This window comes from Tabrizicola sp., assembly GCF_016793705.1.
Taxonomy (GTDB): Bacteria; Pseudomonadota; Alphaproteobacteria; order Rhodobacterales; family Rhodobacteraceae; genus Tabrizicola.
Map to the genome: position 1 here is coordinate 126,145 of NZ_JAEULO010000021.1, position 22,645 is coordinate 148,789.

Annotated in this window: 25 protein-coding genes and 1 pseudogene; 14 read left to right on the forward strand and 12 right to left on the reverse strand. The window is 66.4% G+C overall.

Going from position 1 to position 22,645, the window contains the following annotated elements:
• Positions 1 to 8: 8 nt before the first annotated feature.
• The 3 genes from mutS to JNJ68_RS03970 all read right to left on the reverse strand — a co-directional run bounded on the left by mutS (position 9) and on the right by JNJ68_RS03970 (position 5,270).
• The gene (gene mutS / locus JNJ68_RS03960; protein ID WP_294979232.1) at positions 9 to 2,624 is read right to left on the reverse strand and encodes a DNA mismatch repair protein MutS; all 2,616 of its coding nucleotides are present in this window, start codon (positions 2,622 to 2,624) and stop codon (positions 9 to 11) included.
• A gap of 289 nt (positions 2,625 to 2,913) precedes the next feature.
• Entirely contained in the window at positions 2,914 to 4,212 is a 1,299-nt protein-coding gene (gene hslU, locus JNJ68_RS03965) for an ATP-dependent protease ATPase subunit HslU (RefSeq protein ID WP_294979235.1), read from the reverse strand.
• A complete protein-coding gene (locus JNJ68_RS03970; protein ID WP_294979238.1) occupies positions 4,209 to 5,270 on the reverse strand; it encodes a hypothetical protein in 1,062 nt (353 codons plus the stop codon). Before JNJ68_RS03970 ends, hslU begins: the two co-directional genes overlap by 4 nt.
• Positions 5,271 to 5,478: 208 nt before the next feature.
• On the opposite strand from JNJ68_RS03970, the gene JNJ68_RS03975 reads away from it, so the two are divergent.
• Positions 5,479 to 5,769, forward strand: coding sequence for a BrnA antitoxin family protein (locus JNJ68_RS03975; protein ID WP_294979240.1), 291 nt, complete (start codon positions 5,479 to 5,481; stop codon positions 5,767 to 5,769).
• Here JNJ68_RS03975 and hslV read toward each other — a convergent pair.
• Together hslV and rpsO are read right to left on the reverse strand one after the other, a co-directional pair.
• The gene (gene hslV / locus JNJ68_RS03980; protein ID WP_294979244.1) at positions 5,760 to 6,335 is read right to left on the reverse strand and encodes an ATP-dependent protease subunit HslV; all 576 of its coding nucleotides are present in this window, start codon (positions 6,333 to 6,335) and stop codon (positions 5,760 to 5,762) included. The two genes, JNJ68_RS03975 and hslV, sit on opposite strands and share 10 nt — an antisense overlap.
• 98 nt (positions 6,336 to 6,433) lie before the next feature.
• Positions 6,434 to 6,703: a 30S ribosomal protein S15 gene (gene rpsO, locus JNJ68_RS03985; protein ID WP_137109424.1), complete on the reverse strand. Its 270-nt coding sequence runs from the start codon at positions 6,701 to 6,703 to the stop codon at positions 6,434 to 6,436.
• 300 nt (positions 6,704 to 7,003) lie between these two features.
• Here rpsO and JNJ68_RS03990 point away from each other — a divergent pair, with 300 nt between their 5' ends.
• Complete coding sequence (locus tag JNJ68_RS03990; protein WP_294979249.1) at positions 7,004 to 8,005, forward strand: calcium-binding protein; 1,002 nt, start codon at positions 7,004 to 7,006, stop codon at positions 8,003 to 8,005.
• Between the two features lie 3 nt (positions 8,006 to 8,008).
• On the opposite strand, the gene JNJ68_RS03995 is transcribed toward JNJ68_RS03990, so the two are convergent.
• Positions 8,009 to 8,509, reverse strand: coding sequence for a DUF1643 domain-containing protein (locus JNJ68_RS03995; RefSeq protein ID WP_294979252.1), 501 nt, complete (start codon positions 8,507 to 8,509; stop codon positions 8,009 to 8,011).
• Positions 8,510 to 8,705: 196 nt separating this feature from the next.
• Between JNJ68_RS03995 and JNJ68_RS04000 the strand changes: the two genes are divergently transcribed.
• The 4 genes from JNJ68_RS04000 (at position 8,706) to queG (ending at position 11,881) form a co-directional block, all read left to right on the forward strand.
• Positions 8,706 to 9,230, forward strand: a complete 525-nt coding sequence (locus JNJ68_RS04000; RefSeq protein ID WP_294979255.1) for a DUF1269 domain-containing protein — start codon at positions 8,706 to 8,708, stop codon at positions 9,228 to 9,230.
• 48 nt (positions 9,231 to 9,278) lie between these two features.
• Positions 9,279 to 10,046, forward strand: coding sequence for a monofunctional biosynthetic peptidoglycan transglycosylase (gene mtgA / locus JNJ68_RS04005; RefSeq protein ID WP_294979258.1), 768 nt, complete (start codon positions 9,279 to 9,281; stop codon positions 10,044 to 10,046).
• A 68-nt stretch (positions 10,047 to 10,114) separates the two neighbouring features.
• Positions 10,115 to 10,792, forward strand: coding sequence for a glutathione S-transferase family protein (locus JNJ68_RS04010; RefSeq protein WP_294979528.1), 678 nt, complete (start codon positions 10,115 to 10,117; stop codon positions 10,790 to 10,792).
• 54 nt (positions 10,793 to 10,846) lie between these two features.
• Positions 10,847 to 11,881, forward strand: a complete 1,035-nt coding sequence (gene queG, locus JNJ68_RS04015) for a tRNA epoxyqueuosine(34) reductase QueG (RefSeq protein WP_294979261.1) — start codon at positions 10,847 to 10,849, stop codon at positions 11,879 to 11,881.
• On the opposite strand, the gene JNJ68_RS04020 is transcribed toward queG, so the two are convergent.
• From JNJ68_RS04020 to JNJ68_RS04030, 3 genes and pseudogenes are all read right to left on the reverse strand, one after another.
• The gene (locus JNJ68_RS04020; RefSeq protein WP_294979264.1) at positions 11,878 to 12,645 is read right to left on the reverse strand and encodes an SDR family oxidoreductase; all 768 of its coding nucleotides are present in this window, start codon (positions 12,643 to 12,645) and stop codon (positions 11,878 to 11,880) included. The genes queG and JNJ68_RS04020 overlap by 4 nt on opposite strands.
• 2 nt (positions 12,646 to 12,647) lie before the next feature.
• Positions 12,648 to 13,922, reverse strand: coding sequence for an L-fuconate dehydratase (locus JNJ68_RS04025; RefSeq protein WP_294979268.1), 1,275 nt, complete (start codon positions 13,920 to 13,922; stop codon positions 12,648 to 12,650).
• A gap of 35 nt (positions 13,923 to 13,957) precedes the next feature.
• A pseudogene (locus JNJ68_RS04030) lies at positions 13,958 to 14,086 on the reverse strand (SDR family NAD(P)-dependent oxidoreductase); the annotation flags it as partial.
• Positions 14,087 to 14,237: 151 nt separating this feature from the next.
• Between JNJ68_RS04030 and JNJ68_RS04035 the strand changes: the two are divergent.
• Entirely contained in the window at positions 14,238 to 14,405 is a 168-nt protein-coding gene (locus JNJ68_RS04035; RefSeq protein WP_294979270.1) for a hypothetical protein, read from the forward strand.
• 69 nt (positions 14,406 to 14,474) lie between these two features.
• Here JNJ68_RS04035 and JNJ68_RS04040 read toward each other — a convergent pair whose 3' ends face one another.
• Positions 14,475 to 14,906: a MarR family transcriptional regulator gene (locus JNJ68_RS04040; protein WP_294979274.1), complete on the reverse strand. Its 432-nt coding sequence runs from the start codon at positions 14,904 to 14,906 to the stop codon at positions 14,475 to 14,477.
• 109 nt (positions 14,907 to 15,015) lie between these two features.
• Between JNJ68_RS04040 and JNJ68_RS04045 the strand changes: the two genes are divergently transcribed.
• Positions 15,016 to 15,444 carry an organic hydroperoxide resistance protein gene (locus tag JNJ68_RS04045; protein ID WP_294979277.1) on the forward strand — a complete coding sequence of 143 codons (429 nt, stop codon included), beginning with the start codon at positions 15,016 to 15,018 and terminating at the stop codon, positions 15,442 to 15,444.
• Positions 15,445 to 15,465: 21 nt separating this feature from the next.
• Here the strand turns inward: JNJ68_RS04045 and JNJ68_RS04050 are convergent, their stop codons facing one another.
• Both JNJ68_RS04050 and JNJ68_RS04055 read right to left on the reverse strand, forming a co-directional pair.
• On the reverse strand, positions 15,466 to 16,182 hold the full coding sequence (locus JNJ68_RS04050; protein ID WP_294979280.1) for a hypothetical protein: 717 nt from the start codon (positions 16,180 to 16,182) through the stop codon (positions 15,466 to 15,468).
• A 156-nt stretch (positions 16,183 to 16,338) separates the two neighbouring features.
• The gene (locus tag JNJ68_RS04055) at positions 16,339 to 17,205 is read right to left on the reverse strand and encodes a branched-chain amino acid aminotransferase (protein WP_294979283.1); all 867 of its coding nucleotides are present in this window, start codon (positions 17,203 to 17,205) and stop codon (positions 16,339 to 16,341) included.
• Between the two features lie 141 nt (positions 17,206 to 17,346).
• Here JNJ68_RS04055 and JNJ68_RS04060 point away from each other — a divergent pair, with 141 nt between their 5' ends.
• The 6 genes from JNJ68_RS04060 (at position 17,347) to dxs (ending at position 22,543) form a co-directional block, all read left to right on the forward strand.
• Positions 17,347 to 17,841: a MarR family transcriptional regulator gene (locus tag JNJ68_RS04060; RefSeq protein ID WP_294979286.1), complete on the forward strand. Its 495-nt coding sequence runs from the start codon at positions 17,347 to 17,349 to the stop codon at positions 17,839 to 17,841.
• Positions 17,838 to 18,533 (forward strand): response regulator, encoded by a 696-nt coding sequence (locus tag JNJ68_RS04065; RefSeq protein WP_294979530.1) that lies wholly within the window; start codon positions 17,838 to 17,840, stop codon positions 18,531 to 18,533. The genes JNJ68_RS04060 and JNJ68_RS04065 overlap by 4 nt, the downstream gene beginning before the upstream one ends.
• 66 nt (positions 18,534 to 18,599) lie before the next feature.
• Complete coding sequence (locus JNJ68_RS04070; RefSeq protein ID WP_294979289.1) at positions 18,600 to 19,508, forward strand: histone deacetylase family protein; 909 nt, start codon at positions 18,600 to 18,602, stop codon at positions 19,506 to 19,508.
• A complete protein-coding gene (locus JNJ68_RS04075; protein WP_294979291.1) occupies positions 19,505 to 19,744 on the forward strand; it encodes an exodeoxyribonuclease VII small subunit in 240 nt (79 codons plus the stop codon). The genes JNJ68_RS04070 and JNJ68_RS04075 overlap by 4 nt, the downstream gene beginning before the upstream one ends.
• Before the next feature lie 32 nt (positions 19,745 to 19,776).
• The gene (locus JNJ68_RS04080) at positions 19,777 to 20,610 is read left to right on the forward strand and encodes a polyprenyl synthetase family protein (protein ID WP_363165380.1); all 834 of its coding nucleotides are present in this window, start codon (positions 19,777 to 19,779) and stop codon (positions 20,608 to 20,610) included.
• A 19-nt stretch (positions 20,611 to 20,629) separates the two neighbouring features.
• Positions 20,630 to 22,543 (forward strand): 1-deoxy-D-xylulose-5-phosphate synthase, encoded by a 1,914-nt coding sequence (dxs, locus tag JNJ68_RS04085; RefSeq protein WP_294979293.1) that lies wholly within the window; start codon positions 20,630 to 20,632, stop codon positions 22,541 to 22,543.
• Positions 22,544 to 22,645: the final 102 nt, after the last annotated feature.

The window sequence follows — 22,645 nt, forward strand, 5'->3', positions numbered from 1 at the left end:
GGGGGGTTCTACACCAACCCCTTGATTTCGTATATCAATCGCAGCGCCTCCATTGGTGTCAGCTCGTCCGGGTGAACCCCCTTGAGCCGTTCCTCCACCGCTGAAACCTTCTGCCTCTGCGGAGGCGCGGGAGGTGGCGCGGCGCGGAAGAGCGGCAGGTCGTCGATCAGGGTGGCCTGCTTGCCGCCCTCGCGGTCGCCCTTTTCCAGGGCGTCCAGCACCACCTTCGCCCGTTCGATCACGCTGGCCGGAAGCCCCGCAAGCCGGGCGACCTGCACGCCATAGCTGCGGTCGGCGGCGCCTTCGCGGACCTCGTGCAGGAAGATGACCTCACCTTCCCATTCCTTGACCGTGACGGTGGCGTTCTTCACCCCCGGCAGCTTGCCTGCGAGTGCTGTCATCTCGTGGTAATGCGTGGCGAAAAGCGCGCGGGAGCGGTTGACCTCGTGCAGATGCTCCAGCGTGGCCCATGCGATGCTGAGGCCGTCATATGTCGCCGTCCCGCGCCCGATCTCGTCAAGGATCACCAGCGCGCGGTCGTCGGCCTGGTTGAGGATCGCCGCCGTTTCCACCATCTCGACCATGAAGGTCGACCGGCCCCGGGCGAGGTCATCCGAGGCGCCGACCCGGCTGAAAAGCTGGCTGACGAGGCCGATCCGGGCTTCCGTCGCCGGGACATGGCTGCCCGCCTGGGCGAGGAGCGCGATCAGCGCGTTCTGGCGCAGGAAGGTGGATTTCCCGGCCATGTTCGGCCCGGTCAGCAGCCAGATGGCGGGCGTGTCCTTGTCGGTGAGTTGGCAGTCGTTCGCGACGAAGGGCAGGCCCTCTCGGCGAAGGGCGCGTTCCACCACCGGATGCCGCCCCCCGGTGATCTGGAAAGCGCGGCTGTCGTCCACCACGGGTGCGCACCAGCCTTCCTCGGCGGAAAGGTCGGCGAAGGCGGCGGCGAGGTCGATCTCGGCCAGCGCGCGGGCGGCAAGGGCGATGGGGGCGGAGGCATCGAGGATATGGGCCTTAAGGCCGGAATAGTGACGCTTTTCGATCTCGAGCGCGTGGTTGGCCGAGTTCAGGATCCTGGTTTCGAGGTCGGAAAGTGCGAGGGTGGTAAAGCGCACCTGCCCGGCGGTGGTCTGGCGGTGGATGAAGGTCTGCGGCTGCGCGCGCATCCGGTCTTCATGCGTGCTTGTCGTCTCGATGAAGTAGCCGAGCACGTTGTTGTGCTTGATCTTCAGGGAGGCGATGCCGGTGGCCTCGGCATACTCGGCCTGCATGCGGGCGATGATGCCGCGACCTTCGTCGCGAAGCGCGCGGGTTTCGTCGAGTTCGGGGTCGTAGCCAGGCGCGATATAGCCGCCGTCGCGGGCAAGGAGCGGGGGTTCTCCGATGAGGGCTTCGGTTAGGAGGGTGACGAGGTCGGTGTGGCCGGTGAGGGCTTGTGCGGCCTCGGCCAGCAGGGGCGGGGCGGCGGTCAGGAGGGTGGCGATCTGGCCGGCCTGCTCCAGTCCGGCGCGGATGGCGGTCATGTCGCGCGGGCCGTCGCGGTCGAGCGCGAGGCGGGAGAGGGCGCGGTCGATGTCGGGGACATGGGCCAGGGCTTCGCGCAGGCGGTCGCGGAAGGAGGGGGTTTCGAGGAGGAAATCGAGAGCGGCCTGGCGGGCGTGGATGGTGTGCAGGTCGAGAGAGGGGGAGGAAAGACGGCGTTCGAGGAGGCGGGCGCCGCCGGCGGTGACGGTGCGGTCGATGGCGGAGAGGAGGGAGCCGTCGCGGCCACCCGAGAGGGACTGGGTGAGTTCGAGGTTGCGGCGGGTTGCGGCGTCGATCTGCATCGTGCCGCCGAGGGGTTCCCTGACCGGCGGGCGGAGGAGGGGCATCCGGCCCCGTTGGGTGAGGTGGAGGTAGTCGACGAGGGCACCCATGGCGGAGATTTCGGCGCGGTCGAAGGTGCCGAAGGCGTCGAGGGAGGCGACGTGGAAGAGGTCGCAGAGGCGTTTCTCGGCGTTGGTGGAATCGAAGCTGCCGCGCGAAAGGGGGGTGACGGCGAGGCTGTCGAGGAGAGGGATGAGGTCGCGTTCGCGGGCTTCGGAGAGGAGGAGTTCGCGGGGGGCGATGCGGGCGAGGTCGGGGGAGAGGCGGGCGAGGGAGGATTGCATCACCCGGAACTCGCCGGTCGAGATGTCGGCCCAGGCGAAGGCGGCCTGGTCGCGGACTTCCGAATAGGCGGCGAGGAAGTTGTGGCGGCGGGCTTCGAGAAGGGAGTCCTCGGTCAGGGTGCCGGGGGTGACGAGACGGACGACGTCGCGTTTGACGACGGATTTGGAGCCGCGCTTCTTCGCCTCGGCGGGGTCTTCCAGCTGTTCGGCGATGGCGACGCGGAAGCCCTTGCGGATCAGGGTGAGAAGGTAGCCCTCGGCGGCGTGGACCGGGACGCCGCACATGGCGATGGGCTCGCCCAGATGTTGCCCTCGCTTGGTGAGGGCGATGTCGAGGGCTGCGGATGCCGCGACGGCGTCGTCGAAGAACATCTCGTAGAAGTCGCCCATCCGGTAGAACAGGAGGGCGCCGGGGTTCTGGGCCTTGATCTCCAGATACTGCGCCATCATCGGCGTGACGGTGTCTTCGGTCACTTTGGGTCCCCCGTGGTTGGGGGAGAGTATCGGGTGAGCGGCGGTGGGGGAAGAGGGGGTGTCCACAGTGGACAAACTTGGGAGATCGTTTGATTTCAGTGGGTTGGGTGCGGGCGTTTACCGCGTGTCAGGATTTGGGTTCGCGGCCCATCCAGGGCGCTGATGTTTGCCTCCAGCGGGGATATTTGGGGCAAAGATAAAAGGCCGGCCCTTTGGCGCAGAGAGCCAGCCATGGTGACATGGTTCAATGCAGAGTCGGGGTGAACCCCGACCTACGGGGTGGGGCGGGTTACAACACGTAGCGCGAGATGTCGGCGGAGCGGGCGAGGGCGCCGAGGTGGGTTTCGACAAATCCGGCATCGACGGTGACGGACTGGCCGGAGCGGTCGGGGGCGTGGAAGCTGAGGTCCTCGAACACGCGCTCCATCACCGTGTAGAGGCGGCGGGCGCCGATGTTCTCGACGCTGCGGTTCACCTCGGCGGCGATGCGGGCCAGGGCGGCGATGCCGTCGGGGGTGAAGGTGACTTGCACATCCTCGGTTGCCATCAGGGCGGTGTATTGCCGGGTCAGCGCGTTGTCGGTGTCGGTCAGGATGGAGACGAAATCCTCTTCGGTCAGGGGCGCGAGTTCGACGCGGATCGGCAGGCGGCCTTGCAGTTCCGGCAGGAGGTCGGAGGGCTTGGCGATGTGGAAGGCGCCGGAGGCGATGAAGAGGATGTGGTCGGTCTTGACCGGGCCGTGCTTGGTGGAGACGGTGGTGCCCTCGATCAGCGGCAGCAGGTCGCGCTGGACGCCTTCGCGGGAGACATCGGCGCCGCGGGCGTCGGAGCGGGCGCAGATCTTGTCGATCTCGTCGAGGAAGACGATGCCGTTTTCCTGCACCGCCTCCAAAGCCGCAGTGCGGACGGCTTCGTCGTCGAGAAGCTTGTCGGCCTCTTGCCCGATCAGCACCTCATAGCTTTGCGCCACCGTCATCCGTTTGCGGTTGGTGCGACCACCGAAGGCCTTGAACAGGTCCTGCAACCCCTGCATCTGGGTTTCCATGCCGGGCATCCCGAAGCCGAGCGGCATGGCGGGGGCGGCATCCGTGACCTCGATCTCGATCATCGTGTCGTCGAGTTCGCCACGCTTCAGCTTGCCGCGGAACATCTCGCGGGTCTGCTCGCGGGCGTCCTTGCCGGCGAGGGCCTCTAGCACCCGGTCCTCGGCGGCCTTGTGGGCGCGGGACTTCACCTCTTCCCGCATCTGGGCGCGGGTGTCGTTTATCGCGACATCGACAAGATCGCGCACGATGGAATCCACGTCGCGACCGACATAGCCGACTTCGGTGAACTTGGTGGCCTCGACTTTGAGGAAGGGGGCCTTGGCCAGCTTGGCGAGGCGGCGGCTGATCTCGGTCTTGCCGACGCCGGTGGGGCCGATCATCAGGATGTTCTTCGGATAGACCTCGTCCCGCAAGTCGTCGTCCAGCCGCTTGCGGCGCCAGCGGTTGCGCAGCGCCACGGCGACGGCGCGCTTGGCTTCCTTCTGGCCGATGATGAAACGGTCAAGCTCGGAGACGATCTCGCGGGGGGTCAGGTTGGTCATTCGGTGGATCCATAGGGCGGCAGGCGGGACTTGCCGGGGAAATCGGGAAGCAGTTGCATGACTTTCGCACGAAGCTGCACCCACCAGGTGCCGATGGCGGTGATGAAGGCGCCAAGGGTGAGGAGGACGAAGATCCAGCTGGTTCCGCCGCCCTCGCCCATGGCCCAGGCGATGACAAGGGCGATATAGGCGATGGCGGCGGTCAGGAAGCTGCGGCGGTCGATGACCAGCGCCAGGACGGTGATCAGCACGAGGGCAATGGCAAGGAACCCGACGCCGCCGCCATTCAGCAGGGTGACGGCGACGGTGTTCACCAGCGCGGGCGCGGCGAGGAGATGGCACCAGAAGGCGGTGGCCGAATGCCGCCCGAGACGATGGGGGTCGCGGGTGTCGAACCACATGCCGACAAGGAAGGCCCCGATGCCGAACAGGAGCGTGGCGGTGGCTAAGGCAGGGCTTTCGCCGAGGTCGAAGAGCGAACGGTAGCCGTGGAGGCCGGTGAAGAGCCCGGCGAGGTTCGAGGCGGAGGCGGTGACGGCGTAGACCGCGCCGAGGGTGAAGCCGCCGGTCAGGAAGGCGGCGAAGGGCAGGCGGAAGCGGCGATACCAGGCGACCATGGCGAGGGCGGAGACGACGAAGCCAAGGATGGCGATCATCCGTTCGTCAAGGCCGGCCTGGGCCAGGACTGTGAAGACGAAGATCACGATGCCGATGCCGAATGCGGTGGCAAGCACCATCGAGGGCAGGGTCATCCGGCGCTTCAGGGTGAAGTAACCCGCCCACCACCAGGCGATTGCGGCGGTGGCGAGGGGGACCAGAGTGAGGAGGGCAAAGCTACCGAAGGCTGCCAGGAGGCCGGTAACGCCGGTGAGCAGGATGATCAGACCGATGGAGATGAAGATTTCTGAGAAGCCACGGAAGAACTCGAAGGGTTCGTCCTCGGAAGGAAGGGTGGCGCGCTTGCCGGCCCGATCATGGGCAAGGGCCGAGAGCGATGCTGCCTGCGCCTCGGTCAGGATGCCGGCGGCGACGGCGGCGCGAATATCTTCTGGGGTCATCCCGATGGTGCCTCGGCAAGAAACTGTTCGTGCAGAGATAAGGGGTTTGTCGGGGCAAACCAAGTGAGGTAAGTTCACCGGGCAGGCAGTATATACAATCGGAAGGTCGCATATCTACAAGTCGTATATATGCTTTCGGCCATAAACGGTTGAAATACATAAAGAAGACCACAGCGCAAAGGCTGGGCACGGAAAGAAGGGCGTGTGCATGGTGGACGAGGTTCCGAAACGTTTGAGCATCGCGGAGAAGCGGGCTCTGGCGGCGCCGTTGGTGTTGACACCTGATCGGCAGGTCGAGGAGCTGGAGGTCGAGGCGCTGTCGACAGTGGCCTGGGTCGAAGCCTCGCTGCGCGAAACGACGCGGAAGAAACTGATCTCGCTGCGGGTGGATCCGGCTGTGCTCGACTTCTTCAAGGCGCAGGGGCCGGGCTACCAGACGCGGATGAACGCGGTGCTGACGGCATATATGCAGGTGAAGAAGGAAATGGGTCAGGCCTGAGTCCTGGCCTGAGCCTTGATCCGTTCCACCGTCAGGTTGCCGTTGGTGTAGACGCAAATGTCGGCGGCGATGGCCATGGCCTTGCGGGCGATGTCCTCGGCTGGGAGGTCGGTCTGCATCAGGCCGCGGGCGGCGGCGAGGGCGAAGTTGCCGCCAGAGCCGATGGCAGCCACGTCATGTTCGGGTTCCAGCACGTCGCCGGCGCCGGTGATGACGTAAAGCGCGCTGCCGTCGGTGACGATCAGCATGGCTTCCAGGTTGCGCAGGTATTTGTCCATGCGCCAGTCCTTCGCCAGGTCGACGCAGGCGCGGGCGAGCTGGCCGGGTGCGGCTTCCAGTTTCTTCTCCAGCCGTTCCAGCAGGGTGAAGGCGTCGGCGGTCGATCCCGCGAAGCCGCAGACCACGTCATGCCCGCCGGGGGACAGGCGGCGGACCTTGCGGGCGGTGCCCTTGATCACGGTCTGGCCGAGGGAGACCTGGCCGTCGCCCGCGACCACGACCTCGCCGCCGCGGCGGACGGCGAGGATGGTGGTGCCGTGCCAGCCGGGGAATTTGTCGTCAGCCATGATGCCCTCCAGTTTGGGTCTATATAGGCGTGCTGCGGGCGCAACGCAAAACGCCCGCGCCTTGGGGGCACGGGCGTCTTGTGTAGCTGTGGCCGGTCTTAGCGACGCAGGCCGAGGCGGGTGATCAGCGAGGAATACCGCGCTTCGTCCGTTTTCTTCAGGTAGTCCAGCAGCTTGCGGCGCTGGGCGACGAGCATGAGAAGGCCGCGACGCGAGTGGTTGTCGTTCTTGTGGCCCTTGAAATGCTCGGTCAGGGTGGCGATGCGCGACGAGAGGATCGCAACCTGGACTTCGGGCGAGCCGGTGTCGCCTTCCTTGGTCGCGTATTCCTTGATGAGCTTCGCCTTTTCTTCGACGGTGATCGACATCGGGGTCTCCTTTGGTTGAAGGGTCATGGCGCAAGCCGGGATGTCGTCCAGCAGGGCCCTTGGAGGCTCCGCCCGAAGGCGGATGCGGGCGTATAGGCGGATTCGGGGGCGAGGGGAAGCGGATTCGTTCTGGGAAACGGGTTGTTAACCCTGAGTCCAGATTCCCCGGCCGGATGCCCTGACGCTGCTAGGGAAGGCGCAGGATTCATGATACGTTCCCCCTGAAGTTCCTGTGCGTTGCCAGATGGTTAACGGTGAGAGTGGCCGGTCCGGTCGGTTCGGTGAAAGGGAGTAGCGGAATTGCTTGCCATTCTGGGTCTCTTCGGCGTGATGATGGCCGGTCTTGCCGCCGACGCCCTGATATCGGCGCAGGACGATCAGCCCGATGAGCCAGAGGATGACCCGCAGGAGGAGGACGGGGCGCTCAGCGACGGCAACCTGCTGGACGATCTTTCCGGGGACCCGACGATCCCGACCTCGGACGACAGTGTCGATCCGGTGGAGCCGGATGTGACCGTGCCGGGAACGGATGATGCGGATGTGCTGGACGGGCACGGCGGCAATGACGTGATCCAGGGTGGCGATGGCGCCGACCTGATCAACGGTCGCGACGGCGACGACTGTATCGATGCGGGCGCCGGAAACGATGCGGTCTGGGCGGGTGCGGGCGATGACAGCGTCGGTGCGGGTGACGGAAGCGACACGGTCCAGGGGGACCTTGGCAACGACGTGATCGAAGGCGGGGACGGCCGGGATTCGCTGGCCGGATGCGACGGTGACGACAGTCTGTCGGGGGGCGCCGGGAACGATACCCTGCTGGGCGGCCAAGGCGAGGACTGGCTGGACGGCGGCGAGGATGACGACTGGCTGTCGGGGGGCGACGGCAACGACCATCTGACCGGCGGCAGCGGAAAGGACGAGCTGGACGGTGGCCGTGGCGATGACAGGATTTCGGGCGTCGAGGCTGAGGGCGGGCAGGAACCCGATTTCCTCAACGGCGGCGAGGGGAACGATCATCTCATCCTCGGCGCGGGCGACCATGCGACAGGCGGTGCGGGCAGTGACGAGTTCGTGTTGCAGGAATGGCTGAATGAGGCCTCGCTGGCGCATATCGTCGATTATGATCCGGCTCAGGACCGGCTGGTCATCGTCTACGACCAGGCCGTCCATCCCGACCCGGTGCTGACGGTCGAGCCGAACGAGGGCGGACCGGGGCATTCGATCTTCATCGACGGTGCGAAGATTGCCGTGGTTGACGGGGCTCCGGTCAGCGCGGGTGATGTCCGCCTGGTCGCGGCCTGAGGGCTACCAGGGTTGCGGCTTTTGGTCATACCCGATGTAGAGCGGATGCTTGGGCTGGCCCTGTCCGGTCAGGCCAAGGTGGAACAGGGGGGCACCGCTCTGGCGCAGAAGCGCGGTCACCTGCGCGCTGCGGCCGAGATGCGAACCGTGGTTGCCCCAGGCGCAGAGGACGTTGTCGGCCCAGGGCAGACTGGACAGGATCGCGGCGTCATTGCCAGGGCCGACGGGATCGGCAGCCGCCCGCATCACCTTCGGGTCCGTGGCCCGAAAGGCAAAGATGTTGGCGACACGGAAGGCGCCATACCCCAGGGCGCGCGCCCGCCGCTCGCAGCGCTCGACCGTGGGGTCGTTCTGCACCTCGGTCGCGGTCGAGGGGTTCAGCATCACGAACAGCGCCCTTGGACCCTCGCTCCAGCGGCGGGTCAGCAGATAGCGATACCGCTCGCAGTCGGAATAGACCGCCTCGGACAGGGCATCGCCCCTGGTGAACGCTCGTGTGATCATCCTGTCGCGTCCATTTCTCGTCCCTGCCCAACCGGCGCAGCGATAAGCCCCGGATCGCGTCGGCGCAAAGCGATTTTCCGTCCGCCTCGGTCGTGGCAAGGCCCGGTTGCGGCGGGAAAGGGCGATTCCGCTTGTTGGCAAAATGCAGTCCCGCCTAGATTGTCGACCAGACCCAAGCCGCAGCGGAGCCCCTGACGTGTCCGACCTGATCCTTCTCGCCTATCGCAGCCAGAGCGCCGCCTTCGTCGCCGGCGAGGCGCTGGCCGTGCTGCAACAGAAGGCCGGGACCGAGCCGGAAGACATCGTCGTGGTCACGCGCGACGGGACCGGCCGGGTTTCGATCAACCAGTCGACCGACCTGGCGACCGGGCAGCCGCTGGGTGGCGGCCGCTGGGGAACGATGATCGGGATGCTGTTCCTCGACCCGCGCAAACCGGTCCAGGGCGGCAGGGGGTTGGCCGCCCAGTTCCTGGCGGCGGGCCTTGACGCGGGATTCCTCGAGGCCGCCAGCCGGTTGCTGGAGGCCGGGACCGCCGTGGTGGGAATGCGCGTGCGGCTTCTGGGCGCCGATGCCGTGCTGGAGCGGCTCAAATCGCTGAGCGGCGCGCCGAAGATCCTGAAAACCCGGCTTGATGCCGCGACCGAAGACGCGCTTTACGACATGCAGGCGCAGATTCCCGATCAGGCCTTGCACCATCAGGCGACCGATGACCTGATCTGAGCGTGGACGGGGTTGACGGCCCGCGCCGCGCGGCCTCCATGTAGCAGGATGACCGGGAAGCCCGCCGACAGAGCAGCCGAAAAGGCCGGACCCGCCCCGCGCAAGCGGAAGGCGAAGGCCGAAGCGCCCGCGCCGGTGCGGCGGTCGTGGCTGCGTCGGGGGCTGAAATGGCTGGGTCGCGGGCTTGGCGGCCTCGCTGCCCTTTATGCGGTGTTGATCCTGCTGTTCAGCTTCGTCCCGCCGCCGATCAACCTCTACCAGTTGGGCGAGGCCTGGCGGCTGGGCGGGATCGAGAAAGACTGGGTGCCGTGGGAGGAGATCGCGCCGGTGATGGGCCGGTCGGCGGTGGCGGCGGAGGATGCGAATTTCTGCAACCACTGGGGCTTCGACATGGCCGCGATCCGCGAGGCGATCGAGGCGGGCAGCAACCGCGGGGCCAGCACCATCAGCCAGCAGGTGGTGAAGAATGCCTTCCTCTGGCACGGTCGCAGCTGGGCGCGCAAGGCGATGGAGGCGGTGCTGACCCCGGTGGTCGAGCTGGTCTGGTCGAAGCAGCGGATTCTGGAGGTTTATCTGAACGTTGCGGAATTCGACGATGGCGTTTTCGGCGTGCAGGCGGCGGCGCAGCATTATTTCGGCGTGGATGCGAAGGACCTGACACCCTTGCAGGCGGCGCGGCTGGCGGCGGTCTTGCCCGATCCGAAGGGGCGCAGCGCGTCGAAACCGTCGACCTTCATGAAGAGCCGGACGCGGGCCATCATCTCGGGCGCGGAAACCATCGCGGCGGACGGTCGTTCCGCCTGTTTCGAGGGCTGAGGCGGGCCGGGGATTGAATTCCCGCCCCCATAGCTGCAATGAGAGGGAAGACCGGAGGCCGCCGCCCGATGAACCGCCCCTCGAACCGCCTGTACCATGTTCCGCTGTCGCCCTTCTGCCGCAAGGTGCGCCTGACGCTGGCGGAAAAGAAGATCGAGGTGGAGCTGGTCGAGGAGCGCTACTGGGAGCCCTCACCCGATTTCCTGCGCCGGAATCCGGCGGGGAAGGTGCCGATCCTGAAGATGGGCAACCGGGTGATGAGCGAGAGCCAGGCGATCTGCGAGTTCATCGAGGAGCAGACGCCCGAGCCGCCGCTGATGCCGAAGGGGGCCGAGGGGCGTTATGAGGTGCGGCGCCTATGTGCCTGGTTCGACGACAAGTTCCACAACGAGGTGACGTCGAAGCTTCTGTACGAGCGGGTGAACAAGAAGGTCACCGGGCAGGGCTACCCGGATTCGCGCAACGTCAAGCAAGGGTCGACGCGGATCAAATATCACCTCGACTACATGGCCTGGCTTCTGGATCAGCGGCGCTGGCTGGCGGGGGATGCGATGACGCTGGCCGATTTCACCGCGGCGGCGCATCTGAGCTGTCTGGATTATATCAGTGACGTGGACTGGAACCGGCACGGGGTACTGAAGGACTGGTACGCCAAGATCAAGTCGCGGCCCTCGTTCCGGCCGCTGCTGGCGGACCAGGTGTCCGGCTTTCCGCCGGCGGCGCATTATGCCGATCTGGATTTCTGAACCCGGTGGCGGATCGGGGGCCAGCCCCCGAACCCCCGGGATATTTGCACCAGTATGAAAGGGCTGACGAAAGAACAGCTGGTGGCGCGGGCCCTGGAGGAAGGGTTCGTGAAGGTGGGGATCTGTCGCCCGGATGCGGTGCCCGAGGCGGCGGGGCGGCTCAGGGCTTATCTGGCGGCGGGGCGGCACGGTCAGATGGGCTGGATGGCCGAGCGCGAGGGCTGGCGCGGGTCGGCGGCGGCCCTTTGGCCCGAGGCGCGGTCGGTGATCATGCTGGCCGAGGCCTATACGCCGGAGGGCGACCCGATGGCGGGGCTGGCGCAGCGGGACCGGGGTGTGATCTCGGTCTATGCGCAGGGGAAGGATTACCACGACCTGGTGAAGCGGCGGCTGAAGCGGCTGGGGCGTTGGCTGATCGACCAAGGCGGCGGCGAGATCAAGGTCTTCGTCGATACCGCCCCGGTGATGGAGAAGCCTTTGGCGCAGGCGGCGGGGCTGGGGTGGCAGGGCAAGCACACCAACCTGCTGGGCCGTGACCTGGGGAGCTGGGTGTTCCTGGGCGCGATCTTCACCACGCTGGAGTTCGCGCCGGACGAGCCCGAGGTCAGCCATTGCGGGACTTGCACGGCCTGCCTGGACATCTGCCCAACCCGGGCTTTTCCCGCGCCATATCAGCTGGATGCGCGGCGGTGCATATCCTATTTGACCATCGAGCACCGGGGGCCTGTCGATACGGAGCTGCGGGGCTGTATAGGCAATCGTATATACGGCTGCGACGATTGTCTGGCGGTCTGCCCCTGGAACAAGTTCGCGGTCGCGGCGAAGGAGATCGGGTATCAGCCGAAGCACGGCTTGCCGGAGCTGGCAGAGTTGGCGCGGCTGGACGACACGGGTTTCCGGGACCGGTTCGCGGGATCGCCGATCAAGAGGATCGGGCGCGACAGGTTCGTGCGGAATGTGCTTTATGCCATCGGGAACTCCGGCCTGCCGAAGCTTGCGCCTGTGGCGGCGGGGCTGGTTGAGGATGCGGACCCCGCCGTGGCGGATGCGGCGCGCTGGGCGGTGGCGCGGTTGGGCCGATCCATCTAGCCCGCGATGGCCCGGTCGAGGTGGGTGTAGCCGCCGTCGGGGAAAAGCCATTGCCCGGTGGTGTGCGAGGATCGGGGCGAGAGCAGGAAGACCACGGTATCGGCGATCTCGCGCGGGGTGGTCATCCGCTGGCCAAGGGGGATGCGGCGGGTGATCTCGGCCAGGTGCTCTTCGGGGTTGTCGAAGGTTTTCAGCCAGTTGGCGTAGAGCGGGGTCATCACCTCCGCCGGGATCACCGCATTGACGCGGACGCCGTCCTTCAGAAAGGCGGCGGCCCATTCGCGGGTCAGGCCAAGCTGGGCCGCCTTGGCGGCGACATAGGCCGAGGTCGCGCCCTGCCCGGTCAGCGCGGTCTTGGACGAGACGTTGACGATGGCCCCCTTCGTGGCGCGCAGGTCGTCGGCGAGCAGATGCACCAGCGTGTAGTAATGCACGAGGTTGCGGTCGAGGCTTTGGCGGAACGCTTCAGGTCCGGCGTCCAACCCGATGGAATCATTGGCGCCTGCGTTGTTGACCAGCCCGTCGACGCGACCGTGCCGGGCACGGATTTCGGTGACGGCCCGGTGGCACTGGTCATCGTCGGAGAGGTCGGCGAGCACAAGATCGGCGCGCTTCACCCCTGCCAGCCACCCGGCATCCGGCGCGCGGCGGGTCAGGATGACCGGGATCGCGCCTTCCTCGGACAGCACCTCGCTGACCGCCGCCCCGATCCCGGAGCCGCCGCCCGTGACGATCACCACCTTGTCCTTGAGCCCGAGGTCCATCGTCAGCCCCGGAAGCGCCAGGTTTCAAGGCTTTCCGGCTTCATCTGGATCGAGAAACCGGGCTTCGTGGGTGGCATGTAGGCGGCGTTGCGGATCACGCAGGGGTCGAGGAAATGTTCATGCAGATGGTCGACGAATTCGATCACCCGGCCCTCGCGCGTACCGGCGATGCAGAGATAGTCGATCATCGACATATGCTGGACATATTCGCAAAGGCCGACGCCGCCGGCGTGTGGGCAAACTTTCAGGCTGTATTTCGCGGCCATCAGCATGACGGCCAGCACCTCGTTCAGCCCACCGAGGCGGCAGGAGTCGATCTGCACCACGTCGATGGCGCCTTCGATGATGAACTGCTTGAAGAGAATGCGGTTCTGGCACATCTCGCCCGTCGCGACCTGCACCGGGGCGACGGCTTCGCGGATCTTGCGGTGCCCGGCCACGTCATCGGGCGAGGTCGGTTCCTCGATGAACCAGGGTTTCACGAAGGCCAGTTGGCGCACCCAGTCGATGGCCTGATCCACCTCCCAAACCTGGTTGGCGTCAATCATCAGATTTACATCGGCCCCGACTTCATCGCGCGCGATGGTCAGGCGGCGAATGTCATCTTGTAGATCGCGCCCGACCTTCATCTTGATGTAGTTGAAGCCCGCATCAACCGCCTCGCGGCACAGCCGTCTCAGCTTGGCGTCGTCATAGCCCAGCCAGCCGGCGGAGGTGGTGTAGCAGGGGTAGCCTTCGGCTTTCAGGATCGTCACCCTCTCGGCTTTGGTCGCGGCCATTTCGGTCAGGAAGTCCAGCGCCCAGCCGGGAGTGATGCAATCGGTCAGGTAGCGAAAGTCGATGCAGCGGACCAGTTCCTCGGGCGTCATGTCGGCGACCAGCTGCCAAACGGGCTTGCCTTCCATTTTCGCCCAGAGATCCCAGACCGCATTGACCACGGCGCCGGTGGCAAGGTGGATCGCCCCCTTGTCCGGGCCGATCCAGCGCAGCTGGCTGTCGCTGGTCACATGGCGCCAGAAGCGGCCCATGTCCTCGGCCACCCAGGCCATGTCGAGGCCGACGACCAGATGCCGCATGGCCTGGATGGCGGCGACAGCGATTTCGTTGCCGCGACCGATGGTGAAGGTGAGGCCGTGGCCTTGATGCGGGCCGTCGGTTTCGAGGATGACATAGGCGGCGGAATAGTCCGGGTCGGGGTTCATCGCATCCGAACCGTCGAGGTGCTCTGAGGTCGGGAAACGGACGTCGATGGTGCGCAGGCCGGTGATCCTTGTCATGCGCGGACCTCGCCACCCTTCAGGAAGGCCGGTCCGGCGAGGAGAGTGGCGTCGCGGTCGGTGGCGATAGCACGGGCGCCTTCGGCGGCGCAGGCCAGAGCGTTCGCGCGGCCGATGCCCTCTGCGGCGGCGGTGATCAGGATGGTCTTGCCTTGACGTCGCATGATGCCCCCGTTGCCTGGGGCGAGACTAGTCGGGCTTGATCGGGCAGAGCAAGCCGTTCTCGGCGGGATCGTGCCGGGGTGGGGTCCGAACGGGGTTGGCGGAACGGCGATTCGGGTGCAAGCTGAGGAGAAGCAACCCTTGGAGGAGAGCATGAGCCGTCATCTTGCCGACCATCGCACCCGGACGAGCGGGGGTCGCCTGAAGCATTTCCTGCGGCTGGCCCGCACCCCGAGAGAAACCTGGCAGCGGCCCCGCGGAACATCCGGGTCGACGCGGCTGGTGCAGTTCCTGCGGATCGAGCGGGGCCGTACCGCCTGACTGTCCACGCGGGACAGGGAGTTCCGGGCAAGCGTTTTCAACGTCTTGCCTGCGGGCGTTAGGAATTTGTCAAGCTTTCGCCGGCTTCAGCCGGTCGCGCAGCGCGGCGAGGATGTCGCGCAGGTCGGCGAGTTCCGATTGCCGGAGTCCGGTTTTTTCAGCGAAGGCGCGCGGCACCCCGGCGGCGCGGGAGGCAAGATCGCGCCCGGCGTCCGTCAAGGACAGGCGCACCTGGCGTTCGTCCTTGCCGTCGCGGCTGCGGTGCAGCCATCCGGCGCTTTCCATCCGTTTGAGAAGAGGTGTCAGGGTGTTCGAGTCGAGCCGCACCTCGGCGCCCAGCTGGCCGACCGTCTGCCCGTCGCGGGCGTTCAGCGAGGTCAGCACCAGATATTGCGGATAGGTCAAGCCCAGGGGCTGCAACAGCGGCGCATAGGCCGCGTGCATCGCATGGGACGCGGAATGCAGCGCGAAGCAGAGCATGTCGGGTGGCGCGAGGGTCATGCGGGCAGTTTATATCGTGTACGATGGAAACTCAAGCCGGTTGACAGCGGGTCGATTCTGATGCAGTAAGATCGCGCACGATTTAATCGCTTACGATAAGGAGAATGCCATGTCGGTCGATGCGAAATACTGGACGGAAGCCAAGGCGACGGGGGGCGGTCGCAACGGGGTGTCGGGGCTGGTGAATGGCCAGCTGACGGTGACCCATGCCAGCCCGAAGGAACTGGGCGGCTCGGGCCTCGGGCATAACCCGGAGGAGTTGTTCGCCGTGGGCTATTCGGCCTGCTACCTGGGCGCGATGCGCTTTGCGGCGCAAAGCGAGAAGCTGGGCACGGTGCCGGACAGCGCTACGGTAAACGCTCATGTCGGAATCGGGCCGCGGTCGGACGGCGGCTTCGGACTGAAGGTGAAGCTGGTGGTGACGATGCCGGGCGTCGAGCGTGCGGTGGCGGAGAAGATCGCCGAGCGCGGCCATTTCATCTGCCCCTATTCCAATGCGACCAAGGGCAATATCGAGGTCACGACCGAACTGGCCTGACGGCCGGATCGGCGATCCGGTTCAGCCGGGCGCGCGTTCCAACCTGCGGGGCATGGATTCAATGCCCGGCAGCGTCAGCACGAAGGCGGTGGCGACGCTGGCCATGACCATCTCGCCCCCGTCTTCCAGCAAGCCGAAGAACTGCGGCAGGAAGTCGGCGGCGATGGTGCCTTCGCTGAACAGCTTGATGGTCTGGTGCAGGAAATCGAGGGCCACGCCGAAAAAGGCGAGGAAGGCGATGATCAGCGCGAAGCGGAGGCTGAGCGCGCGGGCGACGGCGCCATTCCGGCTGAACAGGGTTGCGGTCATCAGGACCGCGATGACGCCCATCGCGCAGAAGACCATGACTTCGGCGATGTCCTGGCTTTGGGCTTGCAGGCTGGCGGGCAGGGTCAGGCGGCCCGCGAGCATCGCGCCGATCGTTTCGTGCTCTTGCAGGGAATCATCGACCAGCACCATCACGAAGACCAAGGCCCAGCGGAAGGGAACCGACCAGCGATCGCGGATCGAAAGCCAGACCAGCGCGACAATGATGATGGCCCATTTCACATAGCCCAGCATCTCGGGCAACGCCCCGTCGCGGGTGATCTTCAGCTCATCGGGAATGGCGGAAATCATCCCGGCCCATTTGGCGAAGAAGGCGACGGCATCCACCAGAATGAACGCGATATCCACCGTCAGCAGCAGCATCAGGAGCGCCGTGAAGGACAGTGAGATGATCGGGAAAGGCCGATCCATTGCAAACCCCGCAGACGCCGGTCCGTGCCGGTTCAGACGGTGCCGCAACAGCATGAAATCGGGCCGGAAGGCAATGGGAAAAGCTGCGCGGGGGAAGCGCCAAGGCGCTGCGGGGACGGCACGACTGGTGCTGCCCGTCCCCGCAAGGCGCCAGGTTCAGCTGCGGACCAGCTTTTCGTATTCGGTGGCGACGCGCCTGGTCAGATCGCCCACTTCGAAGGTCCAGTCGCCGATCTGGCCGACCGGAGTCACTTCGGCGGCGGTGCCGGTGAGCCAGCACTGTTCGAAATCCGCCAGTTCCTCGGGCTTGATATGGCGTTCGTGGACCTTGATCTGCATGTCGTTGAGCATCCCGATCACGGTCTGCCGGGTGATGCCGTTCAGGATGCAGTCGGGGTTCGGGGTGTGGACCTCGCCGTCCTTGACGAAGAAGATGTTGGCCCCCGTCGCCTCGGCCACATAGCCGCGGAAATCGTAGAAGAGTGCGTCGGAGCAGCCCTTTTCCATCGCAGCATGCTTGGACATGGTGCAGATCATGTAGAGTCCGGCGGCCTTGGCGGCGGTGGGAATGGTTTCCGGCGAGGGCCGCTTCCACTTGGCGATGTCGAGCTTGGCGCCCTTCATCTTGGCGTCGCCGTAATAGGCGCCCCAGCTCCAGCAGGCGATGGCGAGGCGGACCGGGTTGCCAAGCGAGGCGACCCCCATCTCGTCGCCCGCGCCCCGGAAGGCCACGGCGCGGATGTAGGCGTCGGTCAGACCGTTGGCTTTCAGCACGGCTTCCTTGGCGGCGTCGATCTCCTCCGCCGTGTAGGGGATCGGCATGTCGAGCAGGCGGCCGGATTCGAGAAGGCGCAGCGAATGTTCGTGGCCCTTGAAGATCTTGCCGTTGTAGCACCGCTCGCCTTCGAAGACCGAAGAGGCGTAATGCAGGGCATGGGTCAGGATGTGGACATTCGCCGAGCGCCATTCCACCAGCTTGCCATCCATCCAGATGAACCCGTCGCGATCGTCGTAAGCAGCCATCCTGCCCTCCATCTTTGCGAAAGTTGCGCTTGAAAGGTCCGATCCGGACAGATTCTTGCGCGAAATCGGGGGAGAGTTACGGGTTCGTGCTTGGAAAGTCAACAAGGCTGACGTAAATTCATCGCGACGAAGGAGGTGGCGATGGCCGAGACACCGGGCGGGGAAAGCCTGCTGTTCCTGACGGACGAGCAGTTGCGCAAGGGCATCGAGGCGATGTTCTTCGCCTATCGCGGCTTCACGGCGGATCCGGACCGGATTCTGGAGGGCAAGGACTATGGCCGGGCGCATCATCGGGCGATCCATTTCATCCATCGCAGCCCGGGGACGACGGTGAGCAATCTGTTGTCGATCCTGGGTGTTACAAAGCAGTCGTTGAATCGTGTGTTGCGCACCCTGATCGAGGATGGCCTTGTTCGCAGCGAAAAGGGCAAGGTGGATGCGCGGGAGCGGCATCTGCATCTGACGGACAAGGGACAGATGCTGGAGCGGGAATTGTCGGACGCGCAGCGGGCGCGGATGCGGGCGGCCTACCGGGCGGCAGGGCCGCAGGCGGTGGCGGGCTTCCGGCAGGTGCTGGAGGCGATGATGGATCCGGAGATGCGGCGCCAGTACAACCGCCTGAAGGAGGGCGGCTGATGGTCCCTGATGCGCATCTCTTGATCGTGGATGACGACGAGCGCATCCGGGGACTGTTGCAGAAGTTCCTGATGCGAAACGGTTTCCTGGTGTCGGTCGCGCGCGATGCGTCGCAGGCGCGGAGAATTCTGGCGGGGCTGGAATTCGACTTGATCGTTCTTGACGTGATGATGCCGGGCGAGGACGGGGTGACGCTGACGCGCGCGTTGCGGCAGAGGATGTCGACGCCGGTCCTCCTGCTGACGGCGCGGGGCGAGGCGGCGAACCGGATCGAGGGGCTGGAGGCGGGGGCGGACGACTATCTGGTCAAGCCCTTCGAGCCGAAGGAATTGCTTCTGCGGATCAACGCGATCCTGCGGCGGGTGCCTGCGGTGCGGGCGGCGGAGCCGGTGCGGCAGGTAATCCACCTGGGCGCGGTGCGGTACGACCTCGACCGGGGCGAGATGTGGCGGGGGGAGGCTCCGGTCCGGCTGACGGCGACGGAGGCGGCGCTGATGCGCATCTTCGCCTCGCAGCCGGGGGTGGCGCTGAGCCGCGAGAAGCTGGTGGCCGATCAGGGCGAGGATGCGGCGCAGGAGCGGGCGGTGGACGTGCAGATCACCCGGCTGCGGCGGAAGATCGAGGACGATCCGAAGGCGCCGCGCTACCTGCAAACGGTGCGGGGCGAGGGCTATATGCTGCAACCGGATTGAGGGTGGACGCCCCGGGGCGCTGCCCCGGACCCCGGGATATTTGTGGACAGAAAATGAGGCTTTGCGGTGCTTGTTTTCACGCATAAGGCTTTCGCCGGTCATGTGACTCCGCCCGGCCATCCCGAACGGGTGGCGCGGCTGGCGGCGGTAGAGCGCGGGCTGAACGGGATTTCGGTGGAGTGGCGGGAATGTCCGCTGGGTGCGGAGGCCGAGGTGCTGCGCTGCCATCCGGCGGGGTATCTGGCGCGGGTGAAGGCGGCGGTCCCGCAGGAGGGTTGGGCGCAGCTGGACGGAGACACGTTCCTGTCGCCGGGGTCCTACGAGGCGGCGATGCGCGCGGTCGGCGGGATGTGTGCCGCCGTCGACGCGGTGGTGTCGGGCGAGGCGAAGACGGCCTTCGTGGCGGGGCGGCCTCCGGGGCATCATGCGGAGCGGGAAACCGCGATGGGGTTCTGCCTGTTCGGGACGGTGGCGATCGGAGCCAAGCGGGCGCTGGATCATCACGGGCTTGGCCGCGTCGCCATCGTCGATTTCGACGTGCACCATGGGAACGGGACGCAGGATCTGCTCTGGGATGAGGGGCGATGCCTGTTCGTCTCCAGCCATCAGATGCCGCTTTATCCGGGGACCGGGCGGGTGGAGGAGCGGGGCGCGCAGGGGCAGGTGTTGAACCTTCCGCTGCGCGCGGGGTCGGACGGGGCGGAGATGCGGGCGCTCTATGAGAGGGTAGTGTTTCCGGCGCTGGCGGATTGGGAACCCGAGTTGCTGCTCATATCTGCGGGGTTCGATGCGCATGCGGATGATCCTCTGGCAGGGCTGGAGTGGCAGGCGGAGGATTACCGCTGGCTGACCGACCGCCTATGCGATTTCGCGGGGGGGCGGGTGGTCTCGACGCTTGAGGGTGGTTATGATCTGGACGCGCTGGCGGCTTCGGTCGCCGCGCATGTCGCAGTGCTGGAGGAGCGGGGCCGATGAGCGATAAGCCGGTGGAGACGATGAGCTTCGAAGACGCGATGGCGGCGCTGGAGCAGGTGGTGGGCGCGCTGGAACGGGGCGAGGTGCCGCTGGAACAGTCGATTGCGCTCTATGAACGCGGGGCGACGCTGAAGGCGCATTGCGCGAAGAAACTGGCCGAAGCGGAAGAGAAGGTGGAACTGATCCGGGCGCAGGAGGGGCGCGCGGTGGGGACGGCCCCGGCGGAGGGGATGTGACGTTTTCCGAACGGCTGGCGGTGGTGCAGCAGATCGTCCAGCAGCAGCTGGACCGGCGCATGAGCGATATGGGCGACGAGCCTGTCATGCAGGCCATGCGCTATGCGGCGACCGGCGGAAAACGACTTCGGGCCTTCCTGGTGATGGAGGGCGCGGCCCTGCATGGCATACCCGACCATCATTCCGTGGACGCAGCCGCTGCAATCGAGGCGATGCACGCCTATTCCCTGGTCCACGATGACCTGCCTTGCATGGACAATGACGACGTGCGGCGAGGTCAGCCGACGGTTCATGTGAAATGGAATGAGGCGACTGCCGTTCTGGCGGGCGATGCCTTGCAGGCGTTGGCGTTCGACCTCCTAACCCACCCGTCCGGCGTGCCGCACAATGCCCAGCTGGCCTTGGTTGCCGGCATGGCCCACGCGGCAGGCGCGATGGGGATGGTTCTCGGGCAGGCGCTGGATATAGCGGCCGAGACGGCTTTGACGCCCTTGACGCTTGCCGAGATCGAGCGGCTGCAACGGGGCAAGACCGGGGCGCTCATCAACTGGGCGGCAACGGCGGGGCCGGTGATGGCCTTGGCCGACCCTACCCCCATGCGCCGCTATGCCACGGCCCTGGGCCTTGCCTTCCAGATCGCGGACGACATTCTGGACGTGACGGGCGATGAGGCCCGGACCGGCAAGCGGGTGGGCAAGGATGCGGGCGCAGGCAAGGCCACCTTCGTCTCGCTGCTGGGGCTGGAGGGAGCCAGGGCGCGGGCGGCGGCACTGGTGGCCGAGGCCGAGGCAGCGCTGGACGGGTATGGAAACGCGGCAGCCAACTTGATTGCGGCGGCGCGCTTCGTTATCGCGCGGGACAAGTGATGGCCCGAAGGCAGGCATGATGACCGACCGACCCGCTACCCCCTTGCTTGACCGCGTGACCGTGCCCTCGGACCTGAAGGCCTTGTCCGACCGGGAACTGCACCAGCTGGCCGGGGAGTTGCGGGCGGAGACGATCTCGGCGGTTTCGGTCACGGGCGGGCATCTGGGCGCGGGTCTGGGCGTGGTGGAGCTGACGGTGGCGCTGCATGCCGTCTTCGACACCCCGCGCGACAAGCTGATCTGGGACGTGGGCCACCAGTGCTATCCGCACAAGATCTTGACCGGGCGGCGGGATCGTATCCGCAGCCTGCGCACGGAAGGCGGCTTGAGCGGCTTCACCAAGCGGTCGGAAAGCCCCTATGACCCGTTCGGGGCGGCGCATTCGTCGACCTCGATCTCTGCGGCGCTGGGCTTTGCGGTGGCCGCCGACCTGGGTGGAGATCCGGGCGATGCGATTGCGGTGATCGGAGACGGGGCGATGTCGGCGGGCATGGCCTTCGAGGCGATGAACAATGCGGGCCATCTGGGCAAGCGGCTGTTCGTGGTGCTGAACGACAACGAGATGTCGATCGCACCACCGGTGGGGGCGCTGTCGGCCTATCTGTCGCGGCTGTATGCCGAAGCGCCGATGCAGGACCTGAAGCAGGTGGCGAAGGGGTTCGTCAGCCTCTTGCCGCCGCCGTTCCAGGAGGGGGCGAAACGGGCCAAGGACATGCTGAAGGGCATGGCGATTGGCGGCACTTTGTTCGAGTCGCTGGGGTTCGAATATGTCGGGCCCATCGACGGGCATGACCTGGACCAGCTTCTGCCGGTGCTGCGCACGGTGAAGGCGCGGGCGACAGGGCCGGTGCTGATCCATGTGCTGACGCAGAAGGGCAAGGGCTATGCCCCGGCGGAAGCGGCACGGGACAAGGGGCACGCGACGGGCAAGTTCGATGTGCTGACCGGGGTGCAGATGAAGGCGGCGTCGAATGCGCCGTCCTATACCAAGGTCTTCGCGCAGTCGCTGGTGGCAGAGGCCGAGCGGGACGAGAAGATCGTCGCGGTGACGGCGGCGATGCCGGACGGGACGGGGCTGGACCTGTTCGCCGGGCGGTTCCCGAAGCGGTGTTTCGACGTGGGGATCGCGGAACAGCATGCGGTGACGTTCAGCGCGGGGCTGGCGGCGGGGGGGATGAAGCCGTTCTGCGCGATTTATTCCACGTTCCTGCAGCGAGGCTACGATCAGGTCGTGCACGATGTAGCGATCCAGCGGCTGCCGGTGCGCTTTGCCATCGACCGGGCCGGGCTGGTGGGGGCGGACGGGGCGACGCATGCCGGGGCCTTCGACATCGGCTTCCTGTCGAACCTGCCGGGAATGGTGGTGATGGCCGCGGCCGACGAGGCGGAGCTGGTGCATATGGTGGCGACGGCGGTTGCCCATGACGCGGGGCCGATCGCCTTCCGCTATCCGCGCGGTGAGGGCGTGGGGGTGGAGATGCCCTTGCGGGGCATTCCGCTGGAGATCGGCAAGGGCCGGGTTCTGCGCGAAGGGTCGCGGGTGGCGATCCTGTCCTTCGGGACGCGGCTGGCAGAGAGTTTGAAGGTGGCGGAAGCCCTGGCGGCGCGGGGCGTCTCGGTGACGGTGGCGGATGCCCGGTTCGCCAAGCCCTTGGACCGCGAGCTGGTGCTGCGGCTGGCGCGGGGGCATGAGGCGCTGGTGACGGTGGAGGAAGGCGCGGTGGGCGGCTTCGGGAGCCATGTGGCGCAGCTGCTGGCCGAGGAAGGCGTGTTCGACCGGGGGCTGAAGTTCCGCGCGCTGGTGCTGCCGGATGTGTTCATCGACCAGGCCTCACCCGAGGCGATGTATCGGGTCGCCGGGCTGGATGCGGCGCATATCGAGGGTCGCGTTCTGGAGGCGCTGGGCGTCGCCGTGGTGGGGAAGCGCGCATAAGGCGTTGAGCGGCGGCAGGCCTGCGAGTTCGTTCCGGCCCCGGTCGAGGTGGTGTCGACCGGATAGCCCCCGCCGGAAGGGCAGGGGCCGGGATGCCCGGGC